The sequence below is a fragment of the Candidatus Goldiibacteriota bacterium genome (assembly GCA_016937715.1).
Classification (GTDB): Bacteria; Oederibacteriota; PGYV01; order PGYV01; family PGYV01; genus PGYV01.
On sequence record JAFGWA010000069.1, the window covers coordinates 1 to 15,721 of the forward strand.

Sequence of the window (15,721 nt, forward strand, 5' to 3'; positions counted from 1 at the left end):
CGTTCTCACAAACAACATAATAACACAAGTGAGCAGTGGGACTTTTTGTTACTTCAAATGTTGCACTTCATCTTACAATTTTTATGCACAGCAGTGTTTTTATTTTATAAAATGCATTAACCTTTCATTTTTAAAATTCCCAGCGTGGGGTATTCTTGAAACAACCGTTTTATGATACTTAAAACCCCTGTCCAATACCTCTTTTTTTACCTGCAGCCATCCCATTTTTCCAAAATCCCCGGAAGCGCCCGGGTCGTTAAGCCTGTGCTTTGGAAAAAGCGAAAAAACGCCCCCTTTTTTTAAAATACCGTAAATCATGGAATAAAGTTTTTTTCTGTCATCCGCGCCAAAGTAATGCGCCACGTCATAAATAAGCGCAAAATCAAATTCTTCACCAAATCCCGCGTCTATCTTCCCTTTGGTGTCATATATCCTTACATTTTCAGAGCGGTAAGTTTCTATTTTTTCCTTTAATTCTTTCAGTTTATCCTTATCGCATTCCGCGGCGTAAACAATGCCTTTATTACCCGCGGCCTGTGAAAGCGGCACGGTATAAGTGCCGGGGCCGGCCCCAAATTCAAAAATACGTGCGCCGGGTTTGATTCCCGCTTTTAAACAAAATTTTCTGCCGTCATTTAAATACCAGCTTCTAAAATTTTCATCTTTTTTATCCGCCATTTTTGTCCTTTTATATTTTTTTATTTTTATAAATTATCACAATAATAAATAAATTTCAAACGGTAAAAAAGATTCATTTTTTAATTTGACACCGGGCGGCGGGTAGAATATAATTAATTGTCAAAAAAAAATATTACGAGGTGGAAAAAATGGGAAAAAAACCATTACTGCTTTTGTTAACATTAATACCTGTAATCTTTATTATGCTGCTATCATGCGGACAGAATCCCGCGCCGGCACCTTCCGCGCCGGCGGCTGCCACAAGCACCCCCACAAACGCCGTGACACCCACAGTAACACCTGTTGTAATTGCCGATTTTGAAGAATCAATGTGCATCACTTCAATAGAATGCTCTGACTGCACAAATCAGGTATTGGGGGCAAAAAGCGTCGACGTTGACCTTTACGCAAGAAACTGTATAACACTTTCAGGCGAACCGGTGAATTACGGAACAAAAGCTTACAGCGTTTCCGCCACCGCGCTGAATGACAACAACGCGTGGCTTGGCGCTTTTCCGCAGACGCGCTCGGCCAACGGGGTTGGCAGCGACTTTTCCGCTTATAACCGCTTTAACTTCAGCTATAAAGTAAACACAAACGCCCCTGTAACAGATAAAATTTATGTAAACATCACCCTTCAGGACCCGTCAATGAATCACAGGCTTGAAATGACGGATATAGAACTTAACCGTTCCGGAGACTGGGGTTCGCTGTCGCTGTACCCTTATACTTTTACCAACACAAGCACAACGCTTACCACAGCACAAGTGCTTGCAATTGTTGAGCAGGTTAAATTTTACATTCACGTTGAAGGCAACGGGCTTTCAACCCCGTTCGTGGAATTTATTTTTGACAACGTGACAATGTCAAAACAGTAAATCAGTTATTTTTTATCAGCGTTATTTTACGGCGCCTTTGGTCAGTCCGCTTATTATTTTTTTCTGAAAAACAGCGGCTATAACTATTACCGGCGCGGTTGTAATCGCGGCCGCCGCCATTATATCACCCCAGGGCAGTTCCCCGTGAAGCCCGGTAAATAACGCTATCGCCACAGGCACGGTCCTTGCCGTATGATCCATCGTAAACATAAGCGCAAATAAAAATTCATTCAACGTGAAAATAAAAGTGATAAGAAACGACGTAACAATACCCGGAATTGCCACAGGCAGAATGACATATAAAAGTATCTGCAGAGAATTCGCGCCGTCAACACCGGCCGCGTCATCAAGCGCTTTTGGCACAGACATAAAATAACTTGTAAGAATCCACAGGCACAGCGGCAGCGACCATGCTATGTAAGGAAATATAAGCCCGCTGTAAGTGTTTATAAGCCCAATGGCGGAAAGTATTTTAAATATATACCCCGCAATGCTGATCTGCGGAAATAAAGAAAGGCATAAAACAGCAAGAAGTATAAGCGTCTTTCCCGCTATATTCAGCCGCGCCACCGCGTAAGCCGCAAGCGCCGCTATTAAAACGGTAAAAAACGATGATAAAAGGGAAATTAAAATACTGTTTTTAAGGTATTCGGGAAAGTGAAGATTTTCCCCCGAAATTACATTTATGTAATTTGAAAAAGTCACATAAACACCCGTACCCGAAAAAAGCTTATCTGTGTCCAGAAGGCTTATCACCGCCATATAAATAAACGGAAGCAGGCAGATAACAACAGCAGCCGCGCAGCCCGTAATTACCATTATTTTTTTTATTTTGGCTTCGTTCATTTCATGTCCTCCGAAAACTTTCCCGCACTGACATAAACAACGGACAGAATAAGCGCGATTAAAAACAATATTACAGATACTGCTGATCCCGCGCCAAAATCACCCGAAAGATAATAATTATAAGCGTATAAAGAAAGCGAATTTGTTGAACCGCCCGGCCCCCCTCCCGTTATAACAAATATAATATCAAATATCCTTAGCGCGTCAATTGTCCTGAAAAGCAGCGCCACAATAATAACAGGTTTTAATATGGGAAGCACAAGAAGAAAAAACCTTTGAAATATTCCGGCGCCGTCAGTTTTAGCCTGTTCGTGGATTTCATCGGGAATAGACTGAAGCCCGGCAAGTATTATTATCGCCACAAACGGGACTGTTTTCCACGCGTCGGCTATTACAAGGGAAACAAACGCGCTTGTGCCGGTGCCCAGCCAGTTGACCGGCGCGTCTGAAATTCCCAGGCTTAAAAAAATTGTGTTTATAAGCCCGTAACTGTAATTATAAATAAGCTGCCAAATTCTTCCGGATACCGCCACCGGAATTGCCCACGGTATAAGCACCGCCACCCTTAAAAATCCCCTTCCCGGAATCTTTTCATTAAGCAGAAGCGCAAGCATAACCCCAAGCGCCATTTCAAAAGGCACGGATATCAGCGTGAACATAACGGTAAAACGCAGCGACTGAACAAAACCGTTGTCGCCGAAAAGCGACAGGTAATTGCTGAAAAATATGAATTCTTTGTCTAAAAAGGTCACATCTCTGTAAAAACTGTTTATAAAAGTTCCGAACGCGGGGACAAGTATCAACAGCGATATCGCGGCAAAAAGAGGAATTATATATAAATACGGGGTAATTTTTTTATTCATATCTCTTTATTGCCGCTTTAATTTCATTTTCCGCGCTGTCAAGGGCGCCTTTTGGTTCTGTCCTGCCCGCCAAAGCGCTGTTTAGGTGTTTTTGCAGTATTGACGACAGCTGCGTGTAATACGGTACATTTGGCCTTGCAGCCGCGTTATTAAAAACACCGCTTAAAGCCGAAAAGTGCGGATATTTTCCCAGTACTTCCCTGTCTTTATATACGCTTTTATGCGCGGGGTTCCATCCAAGTTTTAAGGCAAATTTTTTCTGAACATCGTAAGAAGTTATATATTCAGCAAATCTGAGGCTTTTATCCTTATTTACAGAATAACGGGAAACCCCTACATGCCAGCCTCCAAGCGTTGACGCGCTTTTATTGCCTTTAAAATAAGGAAGCGGCGCTATACCTGTTTTGCCTTTTACCGCCGAATCATCGGATTCATGCAGCGCCCACGCGTAAGGCCAGTTTCTTTCAAAAAGGGCTTTGCCCGACTGGAAAACATTTCTTACCTCTTCTTCTTTCATTTCCGTATAAGTGTTTGCGGGAGAAACTTTATCAGCGTGAATAAGCCCTTTCATAAAAGCAAGCGCTTTTATATTTTCCCCGGAATTTACAATATTTTTTGATTCAAGATTTATTCCGCCGCCGGCGCTTATCGCGTATTCAAGAAAATTACATACAAGGCCTTCATACTGGGCTCCCTGCCATACAAAAGGCATATTATGTTTTTTTGAAAGCATTACAAGCTGTTCCCATGTTTCAGGCGGTTTTGCGATATCTTTTCTGTAATATAAAACACCGCCGTCAACGTTTACCGGAAGCGCGATAACTTTATCATTATATACGTCAGCGGTGGAAATTATACTTTCAAAAAACACCCCTTTATCCGCGTACTCTTTTGGGAATTCAAAAAGCCATCCGGAAGCGGCAAACTGCGCTATCCACGCGACATCCATCATAAATACATCAGGGGTTGTTTTTTTTGCCTTCATCGGAACCACAAGCCCCTGCCTTCTTAAATCAGAATCAGTCGGCTGGCGGTTCAATTCAACTTTTATGCCCGTCAGAGCGGTAAAATCTTTTATAACTTCTTCCCATACGGCAAGTTCCGCGGGAGCTCCGCCTGTTGAAAAAACAACGGTGTCTTTGGGGGCTTTGTTACAGGAGATAAAGATAAATAAAATCAAAAATATTACCGCGATAAAAATACTTTTTTTCATTATTCGGCCTCCGTAAAAAATAATAACCGCCGGTGTAAATGATTTTTTTTAATGCGTCACGGTTTTATTTTTTGATTTTTTTAACAAATTCACTTTAAGCCTTATCCGGTTGTTTGTCAAGGGCTTAAGGCCTTTTATGTAAAAAACCGTAATATATCCGCGCCGCGTTTTTATGTTCAGCTTTTAAGAATAAGATCCAGAAGCGCCCTGGCGCTTGATTCAGGGCCTTCCCGTTCCATTCCCGGCACGCCAAGGCGTGTACGCATCTGCCCCACATATATCCCCTTTTTAAAAAACGCTTTAAAGAATTCAGAAGCTATTTTTTCGTGCAGTTCTTTATATACGGGCGGGCCGAAAATATTCGCGAAATAAGTGCCTACAATCCCCGTAGACGTTGTGGTTCCTTTGCTCATCACTTTCCCTTCCCTGAAAACATCAATTGCCGCTTCCGGCGAAGCAAATCTTTCTATCGCCTCGCCGTCAGCGTCATAATTATTGGCGTAAATTATATAATCAACTTCATGCCCTTTTATAACTGTCTGATAAGGCGTAATGGGAATTATAAGCCTGGCGTTTGCCTGGCTTACGCTCATCATAATGGCGTTATCAAGCTGGCCAAACGCGTAACCGGGGCCAAGGTCGTCTATCCTTAAAAAAGCGCCTATTTCCGTGCCGTAGCCGGTGATGCCGCCTTTCTTGTTTATTTCCATTGAACCCATATCATCAGCCACCACTATAATATCCTGAATATATTCGTCGCCTATTGCCCTGAAAGCTTCTATTGTCTCTGACTTTCCGGCGCCTGAATCGCCCATTAAAAGCACGTTTGCGCTTTTTCCGCCTTTTAAAATCACGCGCACAAACGCGCCGTGAAAAGGCATTCTGCCCCTTTTCATCATAATGGAATTATGCAGCGTAAGTATCATTTTTTTAAGGTATCCAAAGTATCCAAATTCATCGTCTCCCGGAACGCTTGCCGTAAAAATGCCTTCCTGATTGTCCTCATGAATTACGTTCTTCATGCCGTCAGCGCCTGTTACAGGAGGTTCAGTAACGCCGTAAAAAAATACAGCGTCGGGCTTGCGTTTAAGTTCTTCTTCATCGGCAAGTTCAAAAAGGTTGCATAAAGACATACCAAGATCCATAAACTTTTCATTAAAATAAACATAAATCAGTACATCACCCGCTTTTGCAGGATAACAAAGCCACCTGTCCGGGTTAATTCCCGCGGACTCAGCGGGGTTTACATCCACCCTTACATAACTGCCTTTTCTTTTATTGTTAAGCGGGTTTAAGATTAAAGGCGGGGACAATATAATATTTGTTATAAAAGGGACTTCTGTAAGCGTTTTATAAACGCCGCCAAGCGGAAACTCGGGATGCTTTTTTATAATTGCCGTTATTTCAACGCCGGCCCTTACCTGCCTGAAAATTTTTGAAGGGCTTAAAGATAAATTATCTTTTATGTTCCTGTAAGTGCTTCTTACAAGAACAGTTAATTTTTCCACATCCTGTTTTATCACTTCTTTGGGTTTCATTATATTTTCAGAATCATTAAGCAGAAGGAACCTGTCAAATTTTCTCCAGTATTCATATAATCCCTGTACAAATTCAAATAACAGCACATGGTCCGAAAGAATTTTTTCCGAACCCGGCACAAGTTTTACGGTTTCTTCAGCTTTTATCTTGCACAAATAAGAAAAAACCGAAATAAGCATATCCCTTTGTTCCATTGTTATTTCCCTTTTTTCGCTTACTGTTTTTTTATCAGCCCCGCCTTTTTTCATATCCGCAAAAAATCCGCTCATCCTTTCAAAGAAACCTTTTTCCTCTTCTCCAAATATATTAAGAAGCACAGAGTGCCTTTCGGCAAGGCTGTCAATGTACCGGTTTATAACCTCTTTAAAAAAATCACTTTTTATTATTTCTTCTTCCGAAGTACATAATCTTCCCGACGCTTTTAACACGGCTTTATTACCTATAAATTCAAGCTTTGGCTGAGACATACAAACCTCCGGTAATATTTATTTAGCGCCGTGCTTTATGGCACGGGTATATTTTTTAAAAAAACATCTTTTATTACGGTTTCTGTTTCTTCTCTTTAAATATCCTTATAAAACAGTAAACAAGGGTAAAAATTATTGCCAGCCACGCGGACGCCATAAAAATTATGCCTGAAAGTTTCATTTTATTCTTTCCCCTCTTCTCTGCGTTTTTTCCACGCAAGTTTTACCATAAGGCACAAGGCCGCAAAAAGCGCCACAAGGCCTATCCTTGTCCACAATACATACACTTTGTCGGCTTCAGGGGTGTTTTTCATCGTTATAACCGGCCAGCCGTCCTGAACAAACCACATGACAAGTATTACAATCAGGAAAGACGGGGTAATATATTTGATGACCCATTTATAAATTTTTGAAATGCGCATCTGCGCGCCTTTGTGGATTTCTTCCCACGCTTTATCTATGCCAAATACCCACGAAAAAAGCACAGCTTCAAAAGTACCAAAAAGGACAAGGGCAAAAGTCCCGCCCCAGAAATCAAGCTCGTCAATAAGCCCGTGGGACATTAAAAATATTACGGGCTGAATAAGGATAAATGTGGCAGCCGCTATTATTGCCACGGCTTTTTTTCTTGATGTGTCAAACTCGTCCTCAAAAAACGCTATTGAAGGCTGAAGCATGGATATGGATGAAGTGATGCCCGAAAAGAAAAGCAGCAGAAACCATACAAAGGCAAAAAGCGCGGAAAACGGAACTTCAGCCAGCACCATGGGCATCGTTATAAAACCAAGGCTTACGGCGCCGCTGCCCGCCACCTGTATTATTTTTTCCGGCCCGAAAAAAGCAAAAGCCGCGGGTATTACAATACTGCCGCCTATTATTATTTCGGCAAACGTGTTGGTGGAAGCGGCAGTAAGGCCGGACAACGCCACGTCATCTTCCTGCTTTAAATAACTGGCATACGTAATAATAACGCCCATTCCCACGCTAAGCGTAAAAAACACCTGCCCTGCCGCGGCAAGCCATACCTTTGCGTTTTTTAACACCGCAAAATCAGGATTCCACATAAAACCAAGGCCTTCGTTGACAGACCATCCCATTTTAGTTCCCGCGGAATCAAGGGTAAGAACTCTTATTGTTAAAAATAATCCAAGCATAAGCAGAACAGGCATTAAAAATTTTGACACACGCTCTATCCCGTTTTTTATCCCAAAAAACAGAATCAGGAAATTCAGCGAAAAAGTTATTATAAAAAATATGTACGCCGGCGATAAGGGCGATTTTACGGTTATGTAATTGCCGAAGAATTCCGCGGTAAGCCCGGCTTCAAGCGCCTTTGCGTACTGCGGGGTAAGCGAATAAAAAGTAAATCCCAGAAGCCATGATTCTATGTAACAGTAATAAAGGAAAATAGCTACAGGCCCAAACATGCCTATTACCCCGAAATATTTAATAAAACGGTTTTTGTTTCCCATTGTATGGAATATGCCCGGCGCTGTACCGTGTCCAAAACCGCCGCCATAGCGCCCTGCCGTCCATTCAATCCACATAAGCGGAATTCCCACAAGCAAAAGCGCTGCAAAATAAGGAATCATAAAAGCGCCGCCGCCGTTAGACGCGGCCTGTACCGGAAACCTTAAAAAGTTGCCAAGCCCTATTGCAGAACCCGCCACCGCCATAATAATGCCAAGCCGTGATCCCCAAGACTGCCTTTTTTTCATCTTTTCCTCCAAAAACTTTATTAAATCATTTTACATTAATTGTTTTTTTTATCAAAGAAAAAATATTTTAAATATGTATGCTCCCAAAAAATTCCGGAAACACGGCGCGATTCAATTCTACCTTACCCCGCCCGCATTACATTTAATATCACTTTCACAATCGTGTCTTTTTCCGCAGGAGCGCTTATTGCGGTTAAAAGCGTAAGCGAGGCAAGCGCGCCGTTACTGATAGAAGGGCTGCCGTCGGGTTTATAAAGCAGGTTGTTTTTTGCAAGGTAATATAGAAACAGAATGGCGGCAATGCGTTTATTGCCGTCCGCGAACGGGTGGTCTTTTACGGCAAAATATAATAAATGCGCGGCTTTTTCTTCTGCTGTAGGGTAAACGTCTTTGCCGTTAAAAGACTGATTAACCGCGCCTATTAAACTTTTTAATTTGTCGCCTTTGCCTTTTCCAAAAAGCGATGACGCTTTTTTCTGTTTTATGTACTCTTTTTTTGCCTTCTCTATCTGTGTCAACGCTTCTTCATATGTAAGTTCATATTCCTGTTTCTTTTTCCCGCCGGCCTTTAATTTCATATCATCATAACCCTGAAGTATGTTCAGCGATCCTGCAAAACTGTTAATAACAGATATAAGTTCTGCTTCAAGGCCTTTAAAGGTTTCATCCTGAACAGACCTGGAAAGCAGATTTACCGCTGTGCGCAGTTGGGCAAACATGGCAGATGCTTCTTTTAACCGCTTTTCATTTATGGTGTACCCCTGAACAAGATGCTGTTTAAGAACCCCGGTAGCCCATATTCTGAATTGCACTCCGGCGGAAGATTTTACCCTATAACCCACGGAAATAATAACATCAAGGCTGTAATACTCTGTATCGTATTTTTTTCCATCAGCCGCAGTTGTTGCAAAATTTGCAACAACTGAATCCCTGACAAGCTCTTTTTCGTCAAATACGTTTTTAATGTGCCTTGAAATTACGGATTTATCCCGGTCAAAAAGCACAGACATCTGGTTAAGATTCAGCCATATCGTATCTTTGGTCAATCTGGCTTCAATGCCCGTTTTAAGATCTTCCGGCCTGAAAACATGTATCTCTCCATATTTGGCCGGTTCTTCATCATTTACGATGAATTCTTCCGCCGCCGATGACGGAATTATGTAATCTCTGCCCGCTTTTTTAGCCTTTATCTGCCCTTTTTTTACCTTCTTATAAACCGCTATGCGGCTTATGTTCATCAGCTTTGCAAGTTCCGGAATGCTGTAAAACTCCTTCTTCACCACAAACCCTCCTTATGTTAACTTTCACAAAGGTTAACTTTGGTTAACTTATTAAAAGGTTAACACAGATAGGATTATCAATCAAGTATAAATTACTAAACAATAAAAAGGATTTTTATTGAGGTTCCGTCAGATCACTATACCTTATTCGGGGCGTTTTATGTCCTGCCGGAAATTTCCCGTGCGGATTGAAAATCAGAAACCGGGTTTTCCGTGCCGCCATTATCACGCAGCCCTGATAGCGGCTCCTGATTAATCATTTTTTTACCACAATCAATATTTTTCTTTGCTTCTTCTATCCACTCTTCAACCTTCACCAGCTGTTTTGTTAACTGATTCTTTTTCACCAAGTCGCCGGCACGATCACTCGCGTGTATCAGTTCGTATTTTTTTCGCAGCAGCGCCTCCGTTTGAACACTTTCCATATCCCCTCCAAACCCTTATAAAATTCACCCGCCCCAAGGTTCATATTTATCTTTAAACATCATATTATACTTTTACCATTATTATATCCATAAGTCAAGTTACATACTAATTTATAGTATGTTGTTATATAGCACCAGTGGTAATATGATTTTTACTATAATCATATGAAACGGGGTGGCTAAATGGACATCTATAAAGAAACAGGAAAGAGATTAAAGGAAATAAGAACGAAATCAAATATTACACAGGAAAGGCTTGCCGAGTTATCGGGAATAAGTTCTAATTTTATAAGCCAGATAGAAAGAGGCAGAAATAAATGCAGCCTTGAAACCATACACAAACTTGCAATAGCCCTTAACACCCCTGTTACAAATCTTATTAACTTTAAATCCTCCCCTGTTAACAGCAAAGACAAATACCAGAAACAAATAGAACTTTTGCTTAAAAATCTGAACGACAATGACAAAAATCTTGTCATGGAAATAACAAAAGACGTCTATGGAAAACTAAAAAAACGCAAATAGCCTATGAAACAATAACAATTATAACCGTTCAACATATCAAAAAACCGGTTTATTTTAGTTTGATATTGTATCAGTAGTAATAAAAATCCTTTGCCCAATAAACCGCGCCGGCCGTTGCACCTATATAATTTGATGTTAAATGCACTGACAGTTTCATTCTGACCTGGGGCTGATGCGCGTATAGAACATTTTCAGGCGCACTACCGTTGATACTTACGGTATAATTATTCCCTGATACATGTTTAATCTCAAAATTTATAATACTTCCTTCAAAATAAAATCTGGCAAACTGATAAAACATTTCAGTAAAACCGTCCTGTGAATTTCCAATTTCTATCGCAAAAATTACAGAATCATTTATTCCCGCGCTGCTGAATGCATAATTATAGATACGCCCTTTAAATGCCTTTGTGCCGTCAGGGCATTTTGATGTCATTGAAACAACCGCGTCGCTTCCCGGAACACTTGTTTTTGCCCTTAAATCAAATCTACCGAAACCTACATTTATGGAATTTTCCGCTCCCGAACTCTGAAAATCCCATTTGGCCGGGTCCGGCGACGGCCCTTCTGTGAGAGAATCGTAAAGAACATAAACCTGCGGAGTCGCGGTGCTTGTGCATGTAACGGTCGCGGTAACTGTACGTGTCGCGGTTATTGTGATTGTGGGAGTGGGAGTGATTGTCGCCGTGGCTGTATGGGTAAAAAGTGCCGCAAGCGCTGTTGATGTTGACGCGGCTTCATAAGTCTGCGTGGCGCGCACAGAATCAGATATTTTTATTATTTCAGTTACGGTCATCATGGTGTCGGGAGGCGCCGGCATTGTGGGGGCTGCTGTTTTTTTGCACCCGATAAACGGAAGGATAAAAACGGATAAGGCAAGCATTAAGACAATAATATTTTTCATTCTATATAACTCCTGTTATCATATTGCGCCTTCCCCTATTGTCTTAAGCGCTATAAAGGATTATACAACATTAACGTAATACGCAAAACATATAAAAGCAAACGCCCTGTCGGGGGGCTGACCCCAAACAGGGCGTTTAAAATATTTTGCGGCTGCTTATTTAAGTATTATTAAACTTGAAATTCCGCTTGCGGCTTTTTGACCGTTTTTGTCCTCTGCCGTTATCACAAAATAATAGCTGCCGGACGCCAGATTTGAAAGCACAGGCGCGGGAACTTCCATTGTCCTTACCCCCGGCCATGCCGACCCGTCAAAAGTAAATTCCTTAACACACCGCAGCGACTGGGTATATACTTTTACGCTTACATTGCCGTAACCGCCGGTAAAAGCCGCCCTTATTCTGAAAGGCAATCCAAGATTCGGATTATACGGGTTTGGGAATACAAATTCATCCGTAATTTTAAGGTCCTTGGAATCCGCCGGAGTTAAAGTAGGCGTGGGCGTAAATGTGTTTTCCGGAGTGTTAGTGTGCGTAGCGGTATTTTCAGGGGTATTTGTAGGCGTGTGAGTATATGTGGATGTGTCAACAGGAGTATATGTTGACGTCCTTGTGTGCGTATATGTATACGTGAAAGTATTTGTAGCCGTATTTGTCCGCGTAAAAGTATTGGTGGCGGAATACGTTGAAGTGTGCGTGAAAGTTTCAACCGGGATATCCGTCGGAGTGTTGGTTGCGGTATCAGTATGCGTTGCCGTAACAGTGGGAGTATTTGTGAACGTGTACGTGCTTGCCCCTGTCGGCAAATCTGTGGCTGTATGCGTGGACGTGTAAGAAGGCGTATGCGTGGATGTTTCAGTTGGTATATCAGTTGTTGTGTCCGTAGGTGTGTTTGTGTAAGTCTGCGTAGGCATATCTGTTGCCGTGTCTGTAGCGGTAAATGTATGCGTGAAAGTGGGCGTATTTGTCGCGGTGTCTGTAGAAGTATATGTCTGTGTATTTGTGGGCAGCGGCACGCCTATTGCCAGATTATTGCTTGTGACAATACCGCTTGTTACCGGCCATGTCCCAACAGCGTCAATACCGTCCGCGCTTGCCTGCAATGTCACAACACCCTGCGATGCCGCGGTATATATCCAGGTAAACGAAGCGGCACCTCCCGCCGGTATGGTTACCGCTATAGACGGCGCCGAAACCAATGTTACGCTTCCCGTGCCCGAAGGCACAAGGCCTGAAGGCAATACATCAGAGGCAGCGCCTGTGCCTGTGTTTTCCACCTGCATTATTACAGTGATGGTATCGCCGGTATTAACGGTGTCCGGAGAAACATTTATAACGGCTGTCAGATACGCCCCTGTTGTTGCCGTGGGCGTCGGCGAATCAGTTGAAGTAAGCGTAACAGTAACAGTCGGCGTAATGGTAGTTGTTATAGTCCTTGAATTTGTGGGGCTTGGTGTTATTGTCCGTGTAGCTGTATATGTGGGAGTATCCGCCTGCTTTGTATTTGTAACCGTGGCAGTGGATGTCCTTGTCGCAGTCAGCGACCAATAAGGCGTGTTTGTAATTGTTGCCGTGCGCGTGGCTGTATTGGTTAACGGAATAACCGCCGTTGATGTCCTTGTAGCCGTGGCTGTTACCGTCCTTGTGGCGGTCCTTGTAGCTGTTCTTGTATATGTGCGCGTAAAAGTACGGGTATATGTGGCGGAATGAGTGTACGTAGGCGTGTTAACAGGCGAAGAGTATCCCACAATTGCAATGGCGTTAAACAGCGCGCCGTCAACAGACGCGCTTGAAGTTATGTCAAGCCTGCCGTCAGACACGGTAACAATTACCGTGACATCGTGCGCGGTTTTTGCCCCAACCGCGGCTACAATATCCAGATTATCAACAACAGTAACACCTTCAATTAATACATCAAAAACCCTTGAACCCGTTCCTGTAAAATACATCTCCGCGAATTTTAATGTAACCTGATAAGTGCCGTTGGGCAATGTAAACCTATAAAACGGGCTTCCCCATCTTTCAAACTGGTAAAGGGTGTCGTCCGTGGTACCGGCTACACCATTGGCTGAATTATCGGCAACTCCGCCGCCGCCTTCGTATCCCCATGAACCTGTTGTAAAAGCCTTATCGGCCTGCCATATTTTTCCAGCGCCGTCAGTGTATTGCGCGCCGCCGCAGTTAACCCGCATTTCATAAGCGGGTGTTGGCGTGTGAGTATATGTGGGCTGTAACGGGTCCCACGTGGGCGTGTTAGTCGGCGGCGAACATCCGCCCGCCGCTACTGTCTTAAGGGCTGCCGGCGCGTTTATAAGCACCACGTCATCAACCCACAAATCAAAATTATATGGCGCGCCATCCTGGCCTTCAGTCTGCCACTGTATTGTATCCACGGCGGACAGCGCCATTGTTTTTGTCACTGTTTTGTCGCCCCAGCCTTCCTGTGAAAATAACAGGCTGGAAAAATCAACAGTTACTTTCTGCCATGAAGTTCCGGCTGTAAAGACATAACCGTACATGTCTTCATCTAACTTTCCGCCGAATGCCTGCGGCGAATTTATCTTAAGCCTGAAATCCCTTGACGCGCTGCTTTTACACCAGAAACTTATTCCTGTCGCGCTGCTTATGTTAACCGGGCCTTCCGGTTCCACAAGCGGAAGCCCAAGCCCGGTAAAGCCGTATAAGAACGTTGTGGTAACCACACCTGTAATGCGCGCGGCGTAATCACCCGCGCCGTTTCTTCCCGGCGCCTGCATATAGAATTTCTGAACCGGAAGGCCAAGATCCTCCCAATGATCCTTTGACCATGGAACTATCTGCGAATTTCCATGCGGATTGGCCACACAGTCCTTATCGGTACAGTCATTACTGTCATCGTATGAATACCAGTATGTGCATACATTGCTGGTGTCGTCACCGTCCGTCATGCTGTCCAGACGCAGGTCTGTTGCCGGAATGGTTTCGGTTGGTATTGGGGTAAGCCCGTTGCTGGTAGGCGTAGGGGTTGGAACAGAACATGTGCCAAAACTATCAGCGGGACTTGAAATCTTTCCCATAACATAATCACCTGTCGGTTTCAAAGATGTCCAGTTTTCTGAAGTGCACGCTCCGACATTCAGCATACCTGAAGTTTCCGGAGCCTCTGACCATGACCATCCACACCAGCTTATTTTCGGGCCGCCTGTATTGCCCGCCATTATGTTTATAAATTCATCCGCCCTGATATAGTTTGTACCTCCCGCGCCTGATGCTTCTGTGGCCCCCCACTCAGTGACAAATATGGGAAGCTGGTTTATGTACGGAGTAAGCATGCTTGTATCATGAGTTGCCGCGTAAAAGTGGAATGTGTACATTATATTTGAATAAGAAAGCGGGTTATTTACAACATCGGAACCAAGCTGTGACCAGTTTGGGGTTCCCACTATTATTACAGCATCAGGATCGATTGCCCTTATAAGAGGTATTATTGTATTCGCGTAAGTTCTTATGTTTGTCCATGAGCCGTCGCCGTTTGTATAATTTGGCTCATTACAAATTTCATATATTACATTTTTTCTGTCCTTATGGGCGGTTGCCATATCGCTCCAGAACTGCTGGGCATATGTCAGATTCACAAGCGGATTGGATTCACCCATTACATGCCAGTCTATCAGGGCGTATATCCCGTTTTGTTCGCATATCTGAACAAGATTGTTGACCTGTGCCGTAAATCCGCTGGGATTTGATATGTAACCAAATGTGGGATCATCATCCGGATAAACTGCAATTCTAAAAATATCAATTCCGGCGGTATTTGCAAGATAATTAATAGCAGATTCTGTCGCGCAGCAATAATCCATGCAGCTTGCATAACCGTACCACTGAAGCCCATGGCTGGAAACGCCCCTTAACTGCACAGCCTGTCCGCATTCATTTGAAAGCTGATTTCCTACAACCTTCAGCTGCCCGTTCTGCGATAAAGGCGTGGCGTATATTAAGGAAGACAGAATTAGAAACATACCCGCCATGATGATTATCGCGTTATACTTCGCATTCAAAACAGTTTTTCTTATCATAAAACCCCCATCATCGGATTCAATTAAACCGTTTAAATAAAGCGCTAAAAAAAAGGAATTTTATATCCTGCAATGATTTTAATACAATAAATAATAGTGTCAAGGAATTATTTGGGTTTAGAAAGGATTATTAAAACAAACGCCCTGTCCGGGATTAAGACCCATGACAGGGCGTTTATAATTCCGCCAAAATTATAATCAAAGAAACAATTTTGGGCTTACTGTTACTGACGCGAATTAATTATTGTAACCGCAAAGTGATAATGTCCTAAATATGCAAAATAGAAATGTCCTATTCCGAAGCGTGGTAGCATAGAAATATGGAGGTGCGC

Annotated in this window: 12 protein-coding genes; 2 read left to right on the forward strand and 10 right to left on the reverse strand. The window is 43.0% G+C overall.

Annotation, left to right across the window (positions count from 1 at the left end):
• Window positions 1–99: 99 nt before the first annotated feature.
• The gene (locus tag JXR81_07575; protein ID MBN2754711.1) at window positions 100–678 is read right to left on the reverse strand and encodes a methyltransferase domain-containing protein; all 579 of its coding nucleotides are present in this window, start codon (window positions 676–678) and stop codon (window positions 100–102) included.
• 149 nt (window positions 679–827) lie between these two features.
• On the opposite strand from JXR81_07575, the gene JXR81_07580 reads away from it, so the two are divergent.
• Window positions 828–1,556 carry a hypothetical protein gene (locus tag JXR81_07580; GenBank protein MBN2754712.1) on the forward strand — a complete coding sequence of 243 codons (729 nt, stop codon included), beginning with the start codon at window positions 828–830 and terminating at the stop codon, window positions 1,554–1,556.
• Window positions 1,557–1,577: 21 nt separating this feature from the next.
• Here the strand turns inward: JXR81_07580 and JXR81_07585 are convergent, their stop codons facing one another.
• The 7 genes from JXR81_07585 to JXR81_07615 form a co-directional block, all read right to left on the reverse strand.
• Window positions 1,578–2,402 carry a carbohydrate ABC transporter permease gene (locus tag JXR81_07585; GenBank protein MBN2754713.1) on the reverse strand — a complete coding sequence of 275 codons (825 nt, stop codon included), beginning with the start codon at window positions 2,400–2,402 and terminating at the stop codon, window positions 1,578–1,580.
• Window positions 2,399–3,265, reverse strand: a complete 867-nt coding sequence (locus tag JXR81_07590; GenBank protein ID MBN2754714.1) for a sugar ABC transporter permease — start codon at window positions 3,263–3,265, stop codon at window positions 2,399–2,401. The genes JXR81_07585 and JXR81_07590 overlap by 4 nt, the downstream gene beginning before the upstream one ends.
• A complete protein-coding gene (locus JXR81_07595; protein ID MBN2754715.1) occupies window positions 3,258–4,478 on the reverse strand; it encodes an ABC transporter substrate-binding protein in 1,221 nt (406 codons plus the stop codon). Before JXR81_07595 ends, JXR81_07590 begins: the two co-directional genes overlap by 8 nt.
• A 176-nt stretch (window positions 4,479–4,654) precedes the next feature.
• A complete protein-coding gene (locus tag JXR81_07600) occupies window positions 4,655–6,484 on the reverse strand; it encodes a phosphoenolpyruvate carboxykinase (protein MBN2754716.1) in 1,830 nt (609 codons plus the stop codon).
• Window positions 6,485–6,666: 182 nt separating this feature from the next.
• The gene (locus tag JXR81_07605; protein ID MBN2754717.1) at window positions 6,667–8,202 is read right to left on the reverse strand and encodes a sodium-dependent transporter; all 1,536 of its coding nucleotides are present in this window, start codon (window positions 8,200–8,202) and stop codon (window positions 6,667–6,669) included.
• Window positions 8,203–8,324: 122 nt separating this feature from the next.
• Window positions 8,325–9,440 carry a virulence RhuM family protein gene (locus tag JXR81_07610; GenBank protein ID MBN2754718.1) on the reverse strand — a complete coding sequence of 372 codons (1,116 nt, stop codon included), beginning with the start codon at window positions 9,438–9,440 and terminating at the stop codon, window positions 8,325–8,327.
• Window positions 9,441–9,640: 200 nt separating this feature from the next.
• A complete protein-coding gene (locus JXR81_07615) occupies window positions 9,641–9,907 on the reverse strand; it encodes a hypothetical protein (GenBank protein MBN2754719.1) in 267 nt (88 codons plus the stop codon).
• 183 nt (window positions 9,908–10,090) lie between these two features.
• On the opposite strand from JXR81_07615, the gene JXR81_07620 reads away from it, so the two are divergent.
• On the forward strand, window positions 10,091–10,432 hold the full coding sequence (locus tag JXR81_07620) for a helix-turn-helix transcriptional regulator (protein ID MBN2754720.1): 342 nt from the start codon (window positions 10,091–10,093) through the stop codon (window positions 10,430–10,432).
• A 70-nt stretch (window positions 10,433–10,502) separates the two neighbouring features.
• Here the strand turns inward: JXR81_07620 and JXR81_07625 are convergent, their stop codons facing one another.
• A complete protein-coding gene (locus tag JXR81_07625; GenBank protein ID MBN2754721.1) occupies window positions 10,503–11,336 on the reverse strand; it encodes a hypothetical protein in 834 nt (277 codons plus the stop codon).
• Between the two features lie 156 nt (window positions 11,337–11,492).
• On the reverse strand, window positions 11,493–15,389 hold the full coding sequence (locus JXR81_07630) for a CIA30 family protein (GenBank protein MBN2754722.1): 3,897 nt from the start codon (window positions 15,387–15,389) through the stop codon (window positions 11,493–11,495).
• Window positions 15,390–15,721 lie beyond the last annotated feature (332 nt).